This is a genomic window from Janthinobacterium sp. P210005 (genome assembly GCF_036231865.1).
GTDB classification, from domain to species: Bacteria; Pseudomonadota; Gammaproteobacteria; order Burkholderiales; family Burkholderiaceae_D; genus Janthinobacterium; species Janthinobacterium kumbetense.
On record NZ_JAZARC010000005.1, the window covers coordinates 258,670 to 278,475 of the forward strand.

The 19,806-nt window shown below is 61.7% G+C and carries 17 protein-coding genes; 7 read left to right on the plus strand and 10 right to left on the minus strand.

The genetic code is table 11. The annotated features are described in order from the left end of the window. Positions 1–51: 51 nt before the first annotated feature. The 3 genes from serS to VPH40_RS20410 form a co-directional block, all read right to left on the minus strand. Positions 52–1,341, minus strand: coding sequence for a serine--tRNA ligase (gene serS, locus VPH40_RS20400; protein WP_328574352.1), 1,290 nt, complete (start codon positions 1,339–1,341; stop codon positions 52–54). A 146-nt stretch (positions 1,342–1,487) separates the two neighbouring features. Beyond that, complete coding sequence (locus VPH40_RS20405) at positions 1,488–1,685, minus strand: hypothetical protein (RefSeq protein ID WP_328574353.1); 198 nt, start codon at positions 1,683–1,685, stop codon at positions 1,488–1,490. A gap of 276 nt (positions 1,686–1,961) precedes the next feature. Next, entirely contained in the window at positions 1,962–3,383 is a 1,422-nt protein-coding gene (locus VPH40_RS20410; protein WP_099664812.1) for an aminotransferase-like domain-containing protein, read from the minus strand. A gap of 180 nt (positions 3,384–3,563) precedes the next feature. Here VPH40_RS20410 and VPH40_RS20415 point away from each other — a divergent pair, with 180 nt between their 5' ends. Both VPH40_RS20415 and VPH40_RS20420 read left to right on the plus strand, forming a co-directional pair. Further along, the gene (locus VPH40_RS20415) at positions 3,564–3,854 is read left to right on the plus strand and encodes a DUF2917 domain-containing protein (protein ID WP_328574354.1); all 291 of its coding nucleotides are present in this window, start codon (positions 3,564–3,566) and stop codon (positions 3,852–3,854) included. Then, positions 3,851–4,591 carry an NAD-dependent epimerase/dehydratase family protein gene (locus VPH40_RS20420; RefSeq protein ID WP_328574355.1) on the plus strand — a complete coding sequence of 247 codons (741 nt, stop codon included), beginning with the start codon at positions 3,851–3,853 and terminating at the stop codon, positions 4,589–4,591. Before VPH40_RS20415 ends, VPH40_RS20420 begins: the two co-directional genes overlap by 4 nt. A gap of 3 nt (positions 4,592–4,594) precedes the next feature. On the opposite strand, the gene VPH40_RS20425 is transcribed toward VPH40_RS20420, so the two are convergent. The 3 genes from VPH40_RS20425 to VPH40_RS20435 form a co-directional block, all read right to left on the minus strand. Further along, positions 4,595–5,902: a replication-associated recombination protein A gene (locus tag VPH40_RS20425; RefSeq protein WP_328574356.1), complete on the minus strand. Its 1,308-nt coding sequence runs from the start codon at positions 5,900–5,902 to the stop codon at positions 4,595–4,597. A gap of 73 nt (positions 5,903–5,975) precedes the next feature. After that, positions 5,976–6,632, minus strand: a complete 657-nt coding sequence (gene lolA, locus VPH40_RS20430) for an outer membrane lipoprotein chaperone LolA (protein WP_133992709.1) — start codon at positions 6,630–6,632, stop codon at positions 5,976–5,978. A gap of 3 nt (positions 6,633–6,635) precedes the next feature. Then, positions 6,636–8,996 carry a DNA translocase FtsK gene (locus tag VPH40_RS20435; RefSeq protein ID WP_099664816.1) on the minus strand — a complete coding sequence of 787 codons (2,361 nt, stop codon included), beginning with the start codon at positions 8,994–8,996 and terminating at the stop codon, positions 6,636–6,638. A 216-nt stretch (positions 8,997–9,212) separates the two neighbouring features. Between VPH40_RS20435 and trxB the strand changes: the two genes are divergently transcribed. The 3 genes from trxB (at position 9,213) to VPH40_RS20450 (ending at position 11,601) form a co-directional block, all read left to right on the plus strand. Next, positions 9,213–10,166 carry a thioredoxin-disulfide reductase gene (gene trxB, locus VPH40_RS20440; protein WP_034786153.1) on the plus strand — a complete coding sequence of 318 codons (954 nt, stop codon included), beginning with the start codon at positions 9,213–9,215 and terminating at the stop codon, positions 10,164–10,166. 7 nt (positions 10,167–10,173) lie between these two features. Then, positions 10,174–10,848, plus strand: coding sequence for a Smr/MutS family protein (locus tag VPH40_RS20445; protein WP_328574357.1), 675 nt, complete (start codon positions 10,174–10,176; stop codon positions 10,846–10,848). Between the two features lie 123 nt (positions 10,849–10,971). Continuing rightward, positions 10,972–11,601 carry a trimeric intracellular cation channel family protein gene (locus VPH40_RS20450; RefSeq protein ID WP_034786156.1) on the plus strand — a complete coding sequence of 210 codons (630 nt, stop codon included), beginning with the start codon at positions 10,972–10,974 and terminating at the stop codon, positions 11,599–11,601. 26 nt (positions 11,602–11,627) lie between these two features. Here the strand turns inward: VPH40_RS20450 and VPH40_RS20455 are convergent, their stop codons facing one another. Then, positions 11,628–11,966 (minus strand): P-II family nitrogen regulator, encoded by a 339-nt coding sequence (locus VPH40_RS20455; protein ID WP_034758685.1) that lies wholly within the window; start codon positions 11,964–11,966, stop codon positions 11,628–11,630. A 41-nt stretch (positions 11,967–12,007) separates the two neighbouring features. Next, positions 12,008–13,624 carry an NAD+ synthase gene (locus VPH40_RS20460; RefSeq protein WP_328574358.1) on the minus strand — a complete coding sequence of 539 codons (1,617 nt, stop codon included), beginning with the start codon at positions 13,622–13,624 and terminating at the stop codon, positions 12,008–12,010. A gap of 90 nt (positions 13,625–13,714) precedes the next feature. Between VPH40_RS20460 and VPH40_RS20465 the strand changes: the two genes are divergently transcribed. Continuing rightward, the gene (locus VPH40_RS20465; protein ID WP_328574491.1) at positions 13,715–14,848 is read left to right on the plus strand and encodes a GNAT family N-acetyltransferase; all 1,134 of its coding nucleotides are present in this window, start codon (positions 13,715–13,717) and stop codon (positions 14,846–14,848) included. Positions 14,849–14,900: 52 nt separating this feature from the next. On the opposite strand, the gene ppa is transcribed toward VPH40_RS20465, so the two are convergent. After that, entirely contained in the window at positions 14,901–15,443 is a 543-nt protein-coding gene (gene ppa / locus VPH40_RS20470) for an inorganic diphosphatase (protein WP_034786159.1), read from the minus strand. 624 nt (positions 15,444–16,067) lie between these two features. Here ppa and VPH40_RS20475 point away from each other — a divergent pair. Next, complete coding sequence (locus VPH40_RS20475) at positions 16,068–18,497, plus strand: membrane-bound PQQ-dependent dehydrogenase, glucose/quinate/shikimate family (protein ID WP_328574359.1); 2,430 nt, start codon at positions 16,068–16,070, stop codon at positions 18,495–18,497. 108 nt (positions 18,498–18,605) lie between these two features. Here VPH40_RS20475 and VPH40_RS20480 read toward each other — a convergent pair whose 3' ends face one another. After that, positions 18,606–19,802, minus strand: coding sequence for a heme biosynthesis protein HemY (locus VPH40_RS20480; protein ID WP_071653290.1), 1,197 nt, complete (start codon positions 19,800–19,802; stop codon positions 18,606–18,608). Between the last annotated feature and the right edge of the window lie 4 nt (positions 19,803–19,806).

Consider the following 19,806-nt stretch of genomic DNA (forward strand, 5'->3'; position numbering starts at 1 on the left):
AAAAATGGAAGGACTATTTTTCGCCTTCCATTCACCGGCTGCCCGAACCTTTTAAGCCTTCAGATGCGTCAGGCCACCCATGTATGGGCGCAGCACTGGCGGGATCTCGACGCTGCCGTCTGCTTGCTGGTAGTTTTCCAGCACGGCGACCAGGGTGCGGCCCACTGCCAGGCCGGAGCCGTTCAGGGTGTGCGCCAGTTCCGGCTTGCCGGCCGCGTTGCGGAAACGCGCCTGCATGCGGCGGGCCTGGAAGGCTTCGCAGTTCGACAGGGACGAAATCTCGCGGTAGGTGTTTTGCGCCGGCAGCCATACTTCCAGGTCGAAGGTCTTGGTAGCGCCGAACCCCATGTCGCCCGTGCACAGCGACATCACGCGGTATGGCAGGCCCAAGCGTTGCAAGATGCTTTCCGCATGACCGACCATTTCTTCCAGCACTTGGTACGACATGTCCGGGTGCACTACTTGCACCATTTCCACCTTGTCGAACTGGTGCTGGCGGATCATGCCCCGCGTGTCGCGGCCGTAGCTGCCCGCTTCCGAGCGGAAGCATGGCGTGTGGGCCGTCATTTTCAGGGGCAGTTGATCGAGCGCAAGGATTTCATCGCGGGCGATGTTGGTCAGCGACACTTCCGACGTGGGGATCAGGTAGAAGGTTTCGCCCTCGCCTTCCGCGCCGCCTTTTTTCACCGAGAACAGATCGGCTTCGAATTTCGGCAGCTGGCCCGTGCCGCGCAAGGAATCGGCATTGACCATGTACGGCGTATAGCATTCCGTGTAGCCGTGCTCGTCCACATGGGTGTTGAGCATGAATTGCGCCAGCGCGCGGTGCAAACGGGCGATGCCGCCCTTCATGACGGAGAAGCGCGAACCGGTCAGCTTGGTAGCCACTTCGAAGTCGAGGCCCAGCGGGGCACCCACGTCGACGTGATCCTTGACCTCGAAATCGAAGGTGCGTGGCGTGCCGACCTTGCGCACTTCCACGTTGCCCGACTCGTCCGTGCCAAGGGGCGACGATTCATGCGGCAAATTCGGCACGGCCATGATGAAATCGCTCAGCTTGGCTTGCACCAGGGTCAGGGCCGCTTCATCGGCTTTCAGCTCATCGCCCAGGCCAGCCACTTGCGCCATCACGGCCGAGGTGTCTTCCCCCTTGCCTTTCAACATGCCGATTTGCTTGGACAACGCATTGCGCTTGCCCTGCAGCTCTTCGGTGCGCGTCTGGATCGCCTTGCGTTCGGCTTCGAGGGCGGTAAAGCCTGCCACGTCGAGCTGGAATTTGCGCGTCGCCAGGCGTTCTGCGACGGTGGCGATGTCTTTACGGAGAAGTTGGATATCTATCATGGGTGAATGGCGGTGCCGATGTATCGAAAGCACTCATTGTACCAAGACCCAGTTCACTTCGATGAGTTTTGCGCAAGGTCAACCATCGTCATGGCGGCCTGGCCGGGCACTCGCGCCCCCTTTACATTTTCTGCTTGGCTTATTGCTTAAATGAACGCGGCTTTTTCGGCAGCGGTCAGGCGGCGGGCGCTGACGGTAACGACAGGCATGTCTGCGGCCTGGGCGATCACGGTGCTGCTGGCGCTCACTTCCAGGGTATTCGCGCCGGCGGTGGCGAAGCTGGCGCCGATGGCGATGATGGCGGCGGCGACAAAGGTGATTTCCATGTTTTTCAGTGCGTTCATGATGTGACTCCTGGTTAGTTTGTTTCGTTGACTGCTGCTGGTATGGTGGTACTTTAGCCAACGGCCGCAAACAACGCCACCGGCTTGCGACCAGCGGCGAAAAACAGGGAGCGAACGGTGAAAATGGGGGACTGAAGGGAAAACAAGGGAATGAACAACGCCTGACAAAACCGTAGCGAGCGGCAGTGATTTGTGGCTAAGAAGCGCAACCGTGCTAGAGCACGGTGAGCATCGCAGGCCGCAAAGCGCGCCGCGCAGTAGGTTTTGACAGGCGTTCTACAAGGCGTCCTTGACGAGATGCCCCAGGCGGCCGATAGCCTGCTCGATGCGCGGCGTCCACGCATTGCCGCAATTGAGGCGCAGATAATTGCCGAACTTGCCCGAGGCCGAGAACAGCTGGCCCGGCATATACGCTACGCCGTCCGCGATGGCCTGGCCATGCAGGGCCAGCGCATCGACTTGCGGCGGCATCTGCACCCACAGCACGAAACCGCCCTGCGGCTCGGACAGCATGCAGTCCGCCGGAAAGCTGGCCGCCACGGCGTCGGACATGCGGGCGATGCGCTGCACCAGGGTGCGCCGCATCTTGCGCAGCTGCTGATCGTAGCTGCTGCCTTCCAAAAAGTCGGCCAGCACGGCCTGAAAGAAATGGCTGGTGGCGCCGCTCGACACGGTTTTCAGCAGGGCCACTTCCTGCGCGAAACGCCCGGCCAGCACGTAGCCCACGCGCGACGCGGGCGTAATCGCCTTGGAAAACGAGGAGCACAACAGCACATTGCCGCTCGTGTCGTAAGCCTTCACGGGCCACGGACGCTGCGGCGCAAAGCACAGGTCGCCATATACGTCGTCTTCCACCAGCGGGATATTGAATTCCGACAGCAGCCCCGCCAGCCGCTTCTTGTTTGCTTCCGGCATGACGCAGCCCAAAGGATTATTTGCGTTCGGCACGAACAGGCACGCTTGCACGAGGCCGGCGCGCAAGGCCAGTTCCAGCGCGTCGAGCGACGGCCCCGTCTTCGGGTCGGTGGGAATTTCCAGCGCCTTCATGCCCAGGCTTTCGATCATTTGCAGCAGCACGAAATACGTGGCCGACTCGATGGCGATGGTGTCGCCCGGCTTGGCGACGGCGCGCAGGCACAGGCTGATCGCTTCCGTGCAGGAATTCGTCACGACGATCTCGTGCGGATCGAGCTTGCCCCAGTCCAGCGCGCGGCGCGCCACCTGGCGCAGGAAATTGCCTTCGCTGATGTCGTAGCAGCTGACTTTACTCAGCAGGACGGGATCGCGCCGCGCCACCGCGCTGATGGTGCGCTGCATGCGCTTGATCGGCAGGATCTCGTCGGGCGGCCAGGCCGTGCCCAGCTGCACGATATTCGCCGTCTCGTTGTCCTTCAGCACGCGCATCAACAGATTGTTGATGCCGACAAAGGCCGGCTCCTTCAGGTGCTGGGCGTCGGCGCTGCAGGGCCGGCGTGGCGCCCGGTGGCGCACGAAATAGCCGGACTGGGGCCGCGCATCGACTTGCCCCCGGTCTTCCATCAGGCGCAAGGCTTGCATCACGGTACTGATGGAAATACGCTTTTGCTGCGCCAGGTGGCGTATCGACGGCAGGCGGTCGCCGGGCGCGAACACGCGCGAGTCGATCAGCGCACCCAGCTCGTTGGCCAGGTGCTCGTACAGATTCAAATGCGCGCTCATGTTCATCCCTTCAGTATGCGGCGGCCGCGCGGGGCCGGCACAGATACAGTTGCCCCTTTTTTTGATAAGCACAGTCTACGGCGAAGTGTACTGTATTCATCACAATTTCGATTTCCTGCATCTGTCATGGTTCACGGCAAGGGCCTAAGCTGTTCCTGTCAGCACAACAGGAGCGACGCCATGCATACCGACCACGAATTACGCAGCGAACAGCCCTTGCGCCTGGAAAAAGGGTGCGCCAAGGTCATCGAATGCCTGTCCGGCACGGCGTGGATCACGGCCTACGCCCAGTTCGAGGATTGCGTGCTGCGCAGCGGCGAACGCTACACGATACCGAATGACGGCCTGGTGCTGGTCGAAGCCGTGGGTAGCGGACACATCCGCGTCCATGGCACGGCCGCACCGCGCCCCGCCCTGCTGCGCTGGCTGAACCTGGCACTGCCTCACACCTTGAATATTAGGAATACATGACTCAAGCACCACCACTGCGCGTCCTCGTCACGGGCGCCGCCGGCGTCATCGGCACCGTTTTCTGGAAGAGCCGGCACGGGGAATTTTCCCTGCGCCTGGCCGACCTGCACACAGGCAAGCTGGCCGAAGCGCCCTGCCCGTTCATTCAGCTCGACGTGAGCGACTACGCCGCCTGCCTGGCCGCCTGCGCCGGCATCGACGTTGTGCTGCACCTGGCCGGCGTGCCGCACGCCAGCGCCGATTTCGATGCGCAACTGCTGCAACCGAACATCATCGGCACGCACAACATCTTCCGCGCGGCGCAGGCGCAAGGCGTGAAAAGAGTCGTGTTCGCCAGCAGCGCGCAAGCCATCGAAGGCTATCCGCTCGACGTACAGGTGCATGAGCACATGCCGGCGCGCCCGGCGAACATGTATGGCGCCAGCAAGGCCTTCGGCGAAGGCGTGGCCTCCGCATTCGCCCACCAGCATGGCATGACGGCGATCGCCGTGCGCATCGCCAACGTGGCGCAGTTTGAGAAAGGTCAACAACACAGCGCGCGCGACGTCGCCGCCTTCATCAGCGAGCGCGACGTGGTGCAATTGCTGGCCCGCTGCATCGCCGCCGACGTGCCGCCCGGCTACCACGTCGTGCATGGGGTGTCGGACAACCGCTATAAACGCTTGTCGATCGCAGCGACGCGCCAGCTGGTGGGCTACGCGCCGCAGGATGACGGTTTTACTTTGCTGGGCCTGTAAGCCTCAGCCCTTCCCTGCCTTCCTGTCCAGCTCGCGCAGCCACGCCAGCTTGTCGGCAATCTTGCTTTCCAGGCCGCGGGGCACGGGTTGGTACCAGCCCGGCTCCGCCATGCCATCCGGAAAATACGTTTCACCGGCCGCATACGCATCGGGCTCATCGTGCGCATAACGGTAGGCGTGGCCGTAGCCCAGCTCCTTCATCAGCTTCGTCGGCGCATTGCGCAAGTGCACGGGCACTTCCTTCGATTTATCTTTCTTGACGAAGGCCATGGCCGTGTTGAACGCGTTATAGCCGGCATTGCTTTTCGCGGCAATCGCCAGGTAGATGACGGCCTGGCCCAGCGCCAGCTCGCCTTCAGGCGAACCGAGCCGTTCATATGTTTCCGCCGCATCATTGACCATGGTCAAGGCGCGGGGGTCGGCCAGGCCGATGTCTTCCCAGGCCATGCGCACGATGCGCCGCGACAAATAACGGGGGTCGGCGCCGCCATCGATCATGCGGCAAAACCAGTACAGGGCCGCGTCCGGGTTGGAACCGCGCACGGACTTGTGCAGGGCGGAAATCTGGTCATAGAAATTGTCGCCGCCCTTGTCGAAGCGGCGCGAATTCAAGGTCAGCGCATTGTCGACGAAGGCCGCGTCAATCTTCGTTGTGCCCGTCGAGCTGGCAGCCGTCTCGGCCTGCTCCAGCAAATTCAGGAAGCGGCGCGCATCGCCGTCCGCGTAGCCGATCAGGGTATCGGCCGCCGCCTCGTCGAAGGTCAGGTGCGTCAGCGCCGTGCTTTGCGCCTTGGCCAGCAACTGCTTCATCTCGTCTTCGTTGAGCGATTTCAACACATACACTTGCGCGCGCGACAGCAGCGCCGAATTGACTTCGAAGCTGGGGTTTTCCGTCGTCGCGCCGATGAACGTCACCAGGCCCGATTCAACGAAGGGCAGCAAGGCGTCTTGTTGCGATTTATTAAACCTGTGGATTTCATCGACGAACAATAAGGTGTGCTTGCCGAACTGGTCCAGGCTGTGGCGGGCCTGGTCCATGGCTGCGCGGATATCTTTCACGCCAGCAAACACGGCCGACAAGGCGATGAATTCACTGTCGAAGGCATTCGCCATCAGGCGCGCCAGGGTGGTCTTGCCCACGCCGGGCGGCCCCCACAAAATCATCGAATGGGCCTTGCCCGCCTCGAACGCGAGGCGCAGCGGCTTGCCAGCGCCCAGCAGGTGCGTCTGGCCGATGACTTCGTTCAGGGTGGCTGGCCGCAAGGCTTCGGCCAGCGGCTGGCGCGGTGCGGTGGAAAAGAGATCCGCCATAATGAGTTACCTAATAAGAATGCAAAAGCCCCGCATTGCTGCGAGGCCGGCTCATACGCAAGGCGCAACAGTCTTAATTATTAATGACGTCGGCGCCCTTGGGCATGACAAATTTAAAGTGATTGGCCGAAAGCGCCGGATTCTTCTGGAAGTTCTTGAACGCCAGCACCGAGGTCTGACCGAACGAATCGCGCAATTCCATCGCTTCCGGCACGCCATTGCGCAGGCCGATGGTGATTTCATCAAACGTCGTATCCTTGGCTTTCGGTGTCGCTTTCAGCCATTCCAGGCCATCGCGCGTGCCCGCTTCGGCCAGGGTGAAATTCTTTTCCAGGTCGTTGCTGCCGAACAAGATGGCCGCCGGCGAGGAACCGAGCGCGTCGCCCAGTTTCTTCACCGTCACCTGGCTCAAGTCCTTGTCGTAGATATACAGCTTGTCGCCATCGGCTTGCAGCAACTGCTCGTACGGCTTCAGGTAGGTCCAGATGAACTTGCCTGGGCGGGCGAACTCGAACGTGCCGCTGGCGGGCGTCGACACTTTCGCCTTGCCGCTGGCGTCCGCCTTCTTGACTTGGCGCTGCACGAACTCGCCCTTGGCCGACTTGGTGCCGGCCGCAAAGCTCTTGAATTGCTCGAGCGCGCTGGCCGAGGCGCTGGCCGCGAACAGCAGGCTGCAGGCAACGCTGGCCGCGCCGATCATCATTTTTGTTGCGAAAGTATTGCTTTTCATTCTTTACCCTTGTTCGGCACTTGCCGCCGGCACCAGGATTTCCCGGTTGCCATTGGATTGCATGGTTGATACCACCCCGCTCTGCTCCATCTGCTCGAGCAGACGGGCGGCGCGGTTGTAGCCGATGCGCAAATGGCGCTGCACCAGCGAAATCGAGGCGCGGCGGTTTTTCAGCACCACCGCCACCGCCTGGTCGTACAGGGCATCGGCCTCGCCGCCGCCCTCGCCCGGCGCGCCGCCTTCGGCGCCGTCGCCTTCCAGGGTGCCGCCTTCGAGGATGCCCTCGATGTAATTCGGTTCGCCCTGCAGCTTCAAATGGCTGACGACGCGGTGGACTTCTTCATCGGACACGAACGCGCCGTGCACGCGCATCGGCAAACCGGTGCCGGGCGGCATGTACAGCATGTCACCCATGCCCAGCAGGGTTTCCGCGCCCATCTGGTCGAGAATGGTGCGCGAGTCGATCTTCGACGACACCTGGAAGGCGATACGCGTGGGAATGTTGGCCTTGATCAAACCCGTGATCACGTCTACAGATGGGCGCTGCGTGGCCAGAATCAAGTGCAGGCCGGCGGCGCGCGCCTTTTGCGCGATACGCGCGATCAATTCCTCGACTTTTTTGCCCACCACCATCATCAGATCGGCCAGCTCGTCGATGATGATGACGATGGTCGGCAGTTTTTCCAGCGGCTCCGGCGAATCCGGCGTCAGGCTGAACGGATTCGGGATGTGTTCTTCGCGCTTCTTCGCGTCGGCAATCTTCGCGTTGTAGCCGGCCAGGTTACGCACACCCATCTTGCTCATCAGCTTGTAGCGGCGCTCCATCTCGTTCACGGCCCAGTTCAGCGCATGGCCAGCCTGGCGCATGTCCGTCACCACGGGCGCCAGCAAGTGCGGGATGCCTTCGTAGACGGACATTTCCAGCATCTTCGGGTCGATCAGGATCAAACGCACGTCGAGCGGGTCGGATTTGTACAGCAGCGACAGTATCGTCGCATTGATGCCGACCGACTTACCGGAACCGGTGGTGCCGGCCACCAGCAAGTGCGGCATTTTCGCCAGGTCGGCCACGACGGGCTTGCCGGCGATATCCTTGCCCAGCGCAATCGTCAGGCTGGATACGCCATCGTTGTAGACCTTGGAGCCGAGGATTTCCGTCAGGCGCACGATCTGGCGCTTGCTGTTCGGCAATTCCAAGGCCATGTAATTCTTGCCGGGAATGGTTTCCACGACACGGATCGACGTCAGCGACAGCGAACGGGCCAGGTCGCGCGCCAGGCCCACGATCTGGCTGCCCTTGACGCCCGTGGCCGGCTCGATTTCATAGCGCGTGACCACAGGGCCGGGGTAAGCGGCCACTACCTTGGCATCCACGCCAAAGTCAGACAATTTCTTTTCGATCAGGCGGCTCGTGAATTCCAGGGTTTCCACGGAAACCGTTTCCACCACGGGTGGCGCCTCGTCGAGCAGCGACAGCGGCGGCAGCTTGCCATCGCCCAGGTTCTCGAACAGATGGGCCTGGCGTTCCTTTTCCACGCGCTCGGATTTCACCACCGTCACAACCTGCGGCTCGATCTTCACGGGCGGCGCGGCCACGTGCTTTTCCACGTGCTTGGCCCGCTCGATGACCACCACTTCGTCGCGGCGCACGGCGGCCACTTCGCCTTGCCGGCGGTCTTCGCGGTCCTGGTAGCGCAGCACGAACCAGTTGAAAGCGTCTTCGATGGCGCCGCCGATGCGCTCGGCCACTTGCAGCCAGGACACATGGAAGAACAGGCTGAAACCGAGGCCAAACAGCAGCAACAGCAATAAAGTGGCTCCCGTGAAACCGAAGGCCACGTGGGCCGAGTGCCCCACCAGCTGGCCCAGCACGCCGCCCGGATCGCGCGGCAGCTGCACGTGCAGGCTTTTCGCCATGCGCAGGTATTCGAGGCCCATGCTGCCGATCAGCATGATGGAGAAGCCGACGATGCGGATCAGCATCTCGACATGGTGCTCGCGCTCCACCTCTTCCTCTTCCAGCAGGAAGCGCTTACTCAGGCGGCGATAGCCATGCCACACCGTGCGCAGCAGCCACACGCACCACCACCAGGCGGAAAAACCGAAGATATACAGCAACAGATCGGAGAAGGTGGCACCGAGCTTGCCGCCCAGGTTGGCGACCTTGTCGACGTTGGTGGCATGCGACCAGCCCGGGTCGAGCTTGTTGAAGCTGGCCAGGATCAGCACGAAATACAAGGCGAACGCGGCCAGCGCGAACCAGCGCGCCTCGGACAACAGCCGCACCAGCCGGTTGGGCAGGGGCCGGCGTTCGACCGGTTTTCGGGTGTAGCTATTTTGATTGGCCTGGGCTGGTTTAGTCATTCTGGGAAGCGCTGCAAGGTGAAAAATGTTTCTGAAAGGGAATTTCCCATAATAAGGAAGTATTCTAAGCCATATATGCCCCGGACGGCCCCACGATTCGTCGCTACAGGCGGCTTGGTCTATAATCGTGGATTGCTTGCGCAAGCGCAATACGCCCTTGTTCTTCGCGCGTATGCCCCCAATTCGGATAGACCCCACTCATAGAGAAGCCTCATTATGACCACTACCAAACACGCCCGCGTTTTGATCCTCGGCTCCGGCCCAGCCGGCTACAGCGCCGCCGTCTACGCCGCCCGCGCCAACCTGAACCCGATGCTGGTCACCGGCGTGGAACAAGGCGGTCAGCTGATGACCACCACCGACGTGGAAAACTGGCCAGGCGACCCGATGGGCGTGCAAGGTCCGGACCTGATGCAGCGCCTGCTGCAGCACGCCGAGCGTTTCAATACGGAAATCGTGTTTGACCACATCCACACCACTTTCCTGAATGAAAAACCGATCCGCCTGAAGGGCGACAGCCACGAATACACGTGCGACACGCTGATCATTGCCACGGGCGCATCCGCGCAATACCTGGGCCTGCCATCGGAAGCGGAATTCATGGGCAAGGGCGTGTCCGCCTGCGCCACCTGCGATGGCTTCTTCTACCGCAACCAGGAAGTGGCCGTCGTCGGCGGCGGCAACACGGCCGTCGAAGAAGCGCTGTACCTGTCGAACATCGCCAATAAAGTCACCCTGATCCACCGCCGCGACAAGTTCCGCGCGGAAGCGATTTTGATCGACCGCCTGAACGCCAAGGTTGCCGAAGGCAAGATTGTGTTGAAATATAACCACACCCTGGACGAAGTGACGGGCAACGAAGGCGGCGTGACGGGCTTGAACATCAAGTCGACCATCGACGGCAAGGTTGAAGCATTGAGCGTGCATGGCGTGTTCATCGCCATCGGCCACAAGCCGAACACGGGCATCTTCGAAGGCCAGCTGGAAATGCACAACGGCTACATCAAGACCAAGACGGGCCTGGAAGGCATGGCCACCGCCACCAGCGCGCCGGGCGTGTTTGCCGCCGGCGACGTGCAAGACCATATCTACCGCCAGGCCATCACCAGCGCCGGCACGGGTTGCATGGCAGCACTGGACGCCCAGCGCTACCTGGAAGGCCAGGAGTAAGCGTCGCATGGCGTCGATGAAAGACTTTGCTGACCTGAAAGCGGTCAGCAAGCAGCTCAAGGAGCAGGCGGACGCGCGCGCGCAAGCTGCGGCGGAGCGCGTCCAGCAAGCCAAGGTGCAGGCCGTGGAAAGCAATCTGTTCAAGGCCAGCATCGGCGGCGTCAAGCGCCTGCCCAAGTCGGACCGCTACGTGCCCAGCCTGCCCAAGGCGGGCGCCATGGCGGCCCAGCAGCCGGCCCGCAAGCTGTCTCCGGAAGAGGACGATGCGGCCGTGCTGCGCGAATCGCTGTCGGACTTGTTCGAAGTCGACCATTACCTGGAAAACGATCCCGCCCTGAACTACGCCCGCCCCGGCGTGGGACCGGACGTCGTGAAAAAGATGCGCAAGGGCCACTGGCCCGTGCAGGATGAGCTGGACTTGCACGGCTTGCGCCGCGACGAGGCGCGCGATGGCATCGGCGCCTTTTTGAACCAGGCCACGCGGCGCAAGCTGCGCTGCGTGCGCGTGATCCACGGCAAGGGTTTCGGCTCGAAAGGCCAGGAACCGGTCTTGAAATCGATGGTGCACAGCTGGCTCGTGCAAAAGGATGAAGTCATCGCCTTTTGCCAGGCGCGCCGCTCCGAAGGGGGCGATGGCGCGCTGGTGGTATTGCTTTCTTCCGCACTGCAGCCCATCCGCTAGGCTTGACAGCAAGCAATTACAATTCAGTCACCAGTTCCGCACTGCACACGGCCCCGTTTGTCACCATTCGGGGCCGTGTCATGTTAACCTGTGACAATTATTTCCTGCTCAAGCGCTCCACCCATGATGCCACCCCAATTGCCGCCTGGCTCGCTGATCAAGATCATTGAGGTCATCGCCATCCTGGTGGGCGCGTTTTCCGGCTTCATCGAAGCGCGCCGCAAGCGCATGGACCTGGTCGGCGTGTTCGTCGTGGCGTTCATCACGGCATTCGGCGGCGGCACCCTGCGCGACATCCTGCTCGACAAGCGGCCCCTGTTCTGGGTGTCGCACCAGGAATACGCGATTTTGATCTTCGTGCTGGCCCTGACGGCCGCGCCCCTGATCCAGCATTTGCGCCAGATCGTCTCGGAACGCCTGATCGTCATCGCCGACGCCATCGGCCTGGGCATGTTTGCCATCGCGGGTGTGGCCGAAGCGATGCGCGCCGGCATGCCGATCTTTATTGCCTCGATGATGGGGGTGATTACGGGGATTTTCGGCGGCGTGATGCGCGACATCGTCTGTAACGAAGTGCCGATGGTGTTTCGCGACGGCAAACCCTACGCCATCTGCGCGTTTTTCGGCTGCTGGGCTTATTTATTGCAGATGCACTTCGGCGCCGAGCACGACTTTGCGCTGTGGACCAGCGCCAGCGGCATCACGATTCTGCGCCTGATATGCTGGAAATTCGACATGCGCTTGGGGCGCTGAAGGTCAGCGGCCCAAGCTGAAACACTTTACACGGCGTCTGGACCCGTTTCACCGGTGCGGATGCGGATGACCTGCTCCACGTCGCGCACGAAGATCTTGCCATCGCCAATCTTGCCCGTGCGGGCCGCCTTGATGATGGCGTCGACCACCAGTTCCGACACGCTGTCGTCCACCACCACTTCGACTTTGACTTTCGGCAAGAAGTCGACCACATACTCGGCGCCACGGTACAGCTCGGTATGGCCTTTCTGGCGGCCAAAGCCCTTCACTTCCGTCACGGTCAAGCCCGTCACGTTCACATCGGCCAGGGCCTCGCGTACTTCGTCGAGCTTGAATGGTTTGATGATGGCGGTAATCTGTTTCATGGCTACTCCTTAAAATTGTTGGATTGTGGACAGATGGCTGCTTATTCGTAAAACTTCGACGTAATGGGGTAACGCCAGTCGCGGCCGAAGCCACGGTGCGTGACGCGGATGCCCACCGGCGACTGGCGCCGCTTGTATTCATTGATCTTGATCAGGCGCGTGATTTTCGCCACGTCGGCCGGCGGGTAGCCAGCCTCGATAATGTCGGCGATCGGCCGATTTTCTTCCATGTACAACTGCATGATGCCGTCGAGTATTTCATACGGCGGCAAGGAATCCTGGTCCAGCTGGTCGGCGCGCAGTTCGGCCGACGGTCCGCGCGTCAGGATGCGCTCGGGAATCACGTCCGACACGCTGTTGCGGTACGCGCACAAGCGGTAGACGAGGGTCTTGGCGATATCCTTGATCACGGCAAAGCCGCCCGCCATGTCGCCATACAGGGTGCAATAGCCGACGGCCATCTCGCTCTTGTTGCCCGTCGTCAAGACGATGCTGCCATGCTTGTTCGACAGGGCCATCAGCAAGGTGCCGCGGATGCGCGCCTGGATATTCTCTTCCGTCGCGTCTTCCGCCAGTCCCGCGAACTCCTCGGCCAGGGTGGCGCGGAAGGCGTCGAAAGTTTGCTTGATCGGAATTTCATCGTAGCGCACATCGAGGCGTTTTACCATGTCGCGCGAGTCGATCCACGAGATATCGGCCGTAAATTGCGACGGCATCATGACGGCGCGCACCTTGTCGGCGCCCAGCGCATCGACGGCGATGGCCAGGGTCAGCGCGGAATCGACGCCGCCCGACATGCCGATCAGCACGCCAGGGAAGCCGTTCTTGCCTATATAGTCGCGCACGCCCAGCACCAGCGCCTGGTACACCTGCGCTTCGGTGGTCAACGGTGCGGCCAACGGCTGCGATACGGGGGTGGCGCCGTCGAAATCGACGAGCTGCAAGTCGTCCCCGAAATGGCGCAGCTGGGCGCAGATCGTGCCGGCCGCATCCATGACGAACGAGTCGCCGTCGAAAATCAGCTCATCCTGGCCACCGACCAGGTTGGCGTACACGAGGGCCATGCCTTGCGCGCTGACGTTCCTGCGCATGGTGTCATAGCGCAGATGCTGCTTGTTCATGTGGTAGGGCGAGCCGTTCGGCACCAGCAGCACTTGCGCGCCGGCCGCGCGGGCGCGCATCGGCGCATGCTCGAACCACGTGTCTTCGCAGATATTGATGCCGAAACGCACGCCTTTCACGCCAAACACGAAAGCCTGGTCGGATGACGTAAAGTAACGTTTTTCATCGAACACGGCCGTATTCGGCAAGTCGTGCTTGCGGTAGGTGCCCAGCACTTCGCCGTTCAGCAACACGGAGGCGGCATTGTGGCGCACGCCCTTCTCGTCTTGCAAGGGCAAGCCCACCACCACGTGCAAATCCTTGAACTGGGCCAGGTCGGCAGCCAGTCCCGCAAACGCTTCCTGCGTTTTTGCGTAGAATGCATTGCGCAGCAACAGGTCCTCGGGTGGATAGCCGACCAGCGACAGTTCCGGCGTGAGCACGATATCGGCGCCCGCCTCGAACGCGCGGCGGGAAAGGTCGAAGATCTTGGCACGGTTGCCGGCCAGATCGCCGACCGTACTATTCATTTGAGCAATTGCGACTTTGACTGTCATGATGATGATGGATATTTCGTTCTATTAAACAAGACAGGGGCGCGCAGGCCGATGGCGGCGCCCCGAGAGTGATGAATGCACACTACAACAATGAATTATCGCACGGCTATCGTCACTACCCTGGCTGAAATTGGCGAAGCGGCCTGGTCTGAACTGCTGGCAAGCCAGGCGGACGCCACTCCCTTCCTTTCCTACGCCTTTTTGCACGCGCTGCACGAGTCCGGCTGCGCCAGCGCGGACACGGGCTGGCAACCGAATTACCTGGTGCTGTGGCAAGGCGAGGTGCTGGCCGCCGCCCTGCCCCTGTACCTGAAGATGCACTCGTATGGCGAATACGTGTTCGACTGGGCCTGGGCCGATGCATATCAGCAACATGGTCTCGAATATTACCCGAAACTGCTGTCCGCGATACCGTTTACGCCCGTCAGCGGCACGCGCTTGCTGGCCCGCGATGGCGAGGCGCGCGCGGCCCTGCTGGCCTTCCTGCAGGCGCAGCAGCAAGCCAGCGAGGTATCGTCCTGCCACATCCTGTTCCCGCCGGAAAGCGAAGCGCGCCAGCTGGAGGAAGCCGGCTACCTGATGCGTAGTGGCGTGCAGTTTCACTGGCTCAATCCGGGCTACACGGATTTCGAGCAATTCCTCGCCACCCTGGAACACAAGAAGCGCAAGAATATCCGCGCCGAGCGGCGCAAGGTGCGGGAAGCGGGCGTCACCCTGCGCCAGGTGCGCGGGGTGGACGCTCTTGATGCCGACTGGAAACTGTTCCACCGCTGCTACAGCAATACCTATGCGGAACACCGCTCCTCGCCTTACCTGAGCCTGGACTTCTTCCGGCGCATAGCCTTCAGCATGCCGCAGAACATACTCCTGGTGATCGCCGAGCGCGACGGCCGGGCCATTGCCGCCTCGCTGGTGATCCACACGGCCGACACCCTGTATGGCCGCTACTGGGGCGCGCTCGAACACGTGCCTTGCCTGCATTTCGAGACGGCGTATTACCAGCCGCTGGAGTTTTGCATCGCCAACGGCATCGCCACCTTCGAAGGGGGCGCCCAGGGCGAGCACAAGATGGCGCGCGGCTTCCTACCGCAAAAGACCTGGTCCGCCCACTGGCTGGCGCACCCGGCCTTTGCGGACGCCGTGCAGCGCTTCCTCGAGCGCGAACGGGGCGGCATCGACGCCTACCTCGATGAATTGAACGAGCACAGCCCGTTTCGCGCATAAAAAAACGCTCCCGGCCATCGCAGGCGGGGAGCGTTTTTCTTACCGGGTGTTCTTAGGCTTTGGCGGCGTCGGTCTTGAAGGCGGCAACGCCGTTCAGGATTTCTTCCTTGGCCACTTCAGGACCATACCAGCCGTCAATCTTGACCCATTTGCCTTTTTCCAGATCCTTGTAGTGCTCAAAGAAATGCTGGATCTGGCGCAGGCGCAGTTCGTTCAGGTCTTCCGGCTTTTGCCAGTGGCTGTAGATCGACAGGACCTTGTCGACTGGCACGGCCAGCACTTTCGCGTCTTCGCCCGACTCGTCGGTCATTTTCAGCACGCCGATAGGACGGCAGCGCACGACCACGCCCGGGATCAGCGGGAACGGGGTGATGACCAGCACGTCGACCGGGTCGCCGTCCGGCGACAGGGTGTTCGGCACGTAGCCGTAGTTGCACGGGTAATGCATGGCGGTACCCATGAAGCGATCGACGAAAATCGCGCCGCTTTCCTTGTCGACTTCGTACTTGATCGGATCGGCATTCATCGGGATTTCGATGACGACGTTGAAATCGTTCGGCAGATCGCGGCCGGAAGAGACGTTATTCAAACTCATGGGGTTCCTCATTAGCGGATTGTGTTTTAACCGCGCAATTATAGCGAAGTACAGGCAGCTTGTGCGATGCAGCAGCGGCCCGCCGGCGTTTTGCGCGTCCAGCCAGCAACAGTGGCGCGCCTGGCCCGCCGGCGCGCGCAGCCGGCCATCGAGAGAATAAACAAACCATCGGCAATAATAAGTATAAACACCTAAGCAATACTACCGACGCCTTGAATTAATGCCGATGGAATATCTGCGTATTTTCATTTGAATATCGCCACACACCAGGCATGGTTATTATAATCCGCATTGCATTTTTTGCAGCCACTTATAACAACAGTTTTATTCTCATTCATTCCGCAGCGCCCCTGCATTATTGCGCGACACCCCGCCCTCTCCCCTCCAGGCGGCCTTCCAGCCCCGCAACACCCTTATCCAGCATAATATTTGTTCTTATTTGAAGTGTTTATTTGATTCAAATAAGAGCCCCGCCAAAAAATGGCGCTACCGGAAGACAATCATCAATTCTGATAAACTGTCACATTCTGGTGATTCCAAACTTTGTATATTCTGCAATCGACGCCTTCCCTGAATTCAATATGGCGCATCACGCGCCACCGATAAATCCTTGCAAAAAGGAATATGATGATTCCCTCTTTCCGGCCCGGTCCTTTATTAAAGGTCACCGGCGTTATTTTCATTCTGTTTGGCCTCGCCCTGCTGGGCGGCGGCATCTGGCTGGCCACGCTCGGCGGCTCCTGGTACTACTTGCTGGCCGGCATAGGCATGCTGATCGCCGGCGCGCTGGTATTCCAGGGCAAGCGCAGCGCGCAACCGTGCATGGCGCTGCTGCTGCTCGCCACCCTCATCTGGTCCCTCATTGAAGTGAAATTCGACTGGTGGCAATTGCTGCCGCGCCTGGACATCTGGTTTGCCGCCGCCGTCTGGCTGCTGCTGCCCTTCGTCAGCCGCCGCCTGGCCCCACCCGCCGACGCAGCGAAACAGCCGCAAGCGGGCAAGACGGCCCTCTCCGCCGCCGTGGCCCTGACCGTCATCGCCGGCGTCATCGCCCTGTTCCAGGATTACCATGACCTGCATGGCGACGTGCCGGCCGAAAACATGGCCGCCACGGCCTCCGGCGATTTCGCGCCCGGCGTCGAGCACAACGACTGGTCCGCGTATGGCCGCTCCGGCTATGGCGACCGCTATGCCCCGGCCGCACAGATTACGCCCGCGAATATTTCCGGCCTGAAAGAAGCCTGGACCTACCACACGGGCGACTTCAAGGGTCCCAACGACCCGGGCGAGATCGCCAACGAAGTCACGCCGCTGAAGGTCAATGACATGCTGTACCTGTGCACGCCGCACAATATCGTCATCGCCCTGAACCCGGACACGGGCAAGGAAATCTGGCGCCACGATCCGAAGATCAACCGCGACGCGGCCAGCTACCAGCACATGATCTGCCGTGGCGTGGCCTACTGGGACGTCAACGCGGGCCGCGCGAAGAACAATCCGGCCCCCGAAGCTGCCAGCATGGAATGCCCGCGCCGCATCCTGGCGCCGACCATGGATGGCACCATGATCGCCGTCAATGCCGATACGGGCGAGTCGTGCAAGAGCTTTGGCAACAACGGCGTCGTCAACCTGTATAAAAACATGGCCATGATCAAGCGCGGTTTCCTGATGCCAACGTCGCCGCCGGCCGTCTCGCAGAAAATGGCCGTGATCGCCGCCAGCGTGACGGACAACCATTCGACGGAAGAGCCATCGGGCGTGATCCGCGGCTACGATCCCGTCACCGGCAAGCTGATGTGGAACTGGGACCCGGCCACGCCAGAAGACACGGCGCCTTTCCCTGAAGGCAAGAACTACACCAACAACTCGCCCAACTCGTGGGGCGTGGCCAGCATCGATGAAAAGCTGGGAATGGTTTACATTCCGATGGGCAATGAAACCCCCGACACCTGGGGTGGCAACCGCAACAAGAATGGCGAGAAATTCAACAGCGCCATCGTCGCGCTGGACCTGGCGACGGGTAAAGTACGCTGGGTCTACCAGACCGTGCACCACGATATCTGGGACATGGACATCGGCGGCCAGCCGAGCCTGGTCGACATCGACACGCCGAAAGGTAAAGTGCCCTCTGTTGTTGCCACGACGAAACGCGGCGACATCTACGTGATCGACCGCCGCGACGGCAGCCTGGTCGTGCCGGCGCCGGAAAAACCCGTGCCGACGAGCAATCCTGCCGCCGGCGACACCCTGTCGCCCACGCAGCCGTTCTCGGCCCTGACTTTCTTGCCAGAACGCAATATCAGCGAAGCGGACATGTGGGGCACCACGCCGTTCGACCAGCTCGCTTGCCGCATCATCTTCAAGGAACGCCGCTATGAAGGCCCGTTCACGCCGCAAACGGCCGGCAAGGGCGCCGTCATCTCGCCGGGCCCACTGGGCATCTTCGAATGGGGTGGCGCGGCCATCGACCCCGTGCGCCAGTTGTTGATCGTCAACCCAGACTACATGGGCTTCCTGGAAAAACTCGTGCCGCGCGCGGAAACGACGGCCAAGGGCGGCACGGGTGGCGAAATGGGCTTGCAGCCGCAGACGGGCGTACCGTTCGCCGTGGAAATCAAGGCCTTCCTGTCGCCACTGGGCTTCCCATGCCAGGCACCGCCGTGGGGCTATGTGGCCGCCGTCGACCTGCGTACCATGAAGAAAGTGTGGATGCACAAGAACGGCACCACGCGCGACAGCGGTCCCGTGCCGATTCCCTTGCCGCTGGGCGTACCCAGCTTGGGCGGCATGGTCACCACGGGCGGCGGCGTGACCTTCCTCAGCAGCACGCTCGACTACTACATCCGCGGCTACGATGTCAGCAACGGCAAAGTGATCTGGAAAGCCCGCTTGCCAGCCGGCGGCCAGGCTACGCCGATGAGCTATGTGTCGAACAAGTCGGGACGCCAGTTCGTCGTCGTCATGGCCGGCGGCCACGGTTCGCTGGGCACGAAGATGAGCGACACCCTGGTCGCGTATGCCTTGCCGGAAGGCACTGCGGTAACGAAGAAGTAAGTTAGCCAGGTAGCAGCGCACTCCGCCATGGGGTGCGCACAAAGAAAAAGCCGTTCAGTCTGCACTGAACGGCTTTTTTACGTCTGGACAATTGGCTTACAAAACGGCTTACAGGATAGTAGCCAGTGCACACTGCCGGTAATGCGCGGCAGCCTGTTCCGTCTGCTGCAAGGCGTCGTGCATCTGCGCCAGCTTCAGGTGGGCGTCGCGCACCATTTGCGGCTCGTTCGCATCCGACAAGGCCTGCTCCAGGTGGCGCTGGGCCTTGCCCCACAGTTTTTGCTTCAGGCACAAGGTGCCCAGGGTCAGCGCCAGTTCCGCATCCAGCGGACGCTGCTTCATCCATTGCTCGCAATGCTCGATCTGCAGCAGCAGGGCCGGCGTGCCGCTTGGCGCCGCCGCTTCGCGGTAGGCGCGCACGACGCGCTCGTCCCAGTCGGCGGCCAGCGATTCTTCGCACACGAGGCGCGCTTCATCGTGCAGGCCGCGCGCATTCAGGGCCGTGGCGGCGCGGCAGGCGATGTACGGCTTGACCCGGTCGGCGCTTGGCACGGTGGACCACACGCGCATCAGCGACTCGGCGTCATGCGAGGGGTCGGACAGCAGATGGTCGTAGGCCAGTTCGCGCAGGCGCGACGACAGGGCCGGATGCAGGGCGCGGTGCTTGTCGAGCGAACGCACGAGGCGCAGCACTTCCGGCCAGTTCTTCGCCTGCTGCTCGGCTTTCAGCGACCATTGCAGCGCGTGGATGTGGCGCGTGCCGCTGGCATTGAGTTCGCGCACGGCGGCCAGGGCCGCTTCCGGCTGGTGGTCGTCGACCAGCAATTCCGTCACCGTCATCAAGCGGGCCGTCTTCAGGCTGGCATCGCCTTCGACGCGCGACAGCCAGCTGTCGCGGCGTTCGGACTGGCGCATGCGGTGCGCGGCGCGCGCGCCGATCAGCGCGGCCAGGCCGGCGTTCTCTTCCAGCTCGGCGGCGCGCAAGGCGGCCTTCTCGGCATGGCCGAAACGGCCTTCGAACAGGGCTTTCAAGGCTTCGCGCAAGCCCTTGTTGCCGTCGCGCTCACGCTTGCGCTGGCGGTAGGCCGCCACTTGCGCCGGCATGCGCACGGTGGCGCGCACGGCGCGCACCAGCAGGTACAGCAGCACGAACAGCACGACCTGCAGCAACAGGAAGAAATTCAGCGACAAATCGATGCGGTATGGCGGATAGAACAGTACCACGTTGCCGGGGTTAAAACGGGCCGTCACGGCGATACCGATCGCCGCGGCCATCAGGGCGAGTAACCAGAGAAATAGACGCATGGGC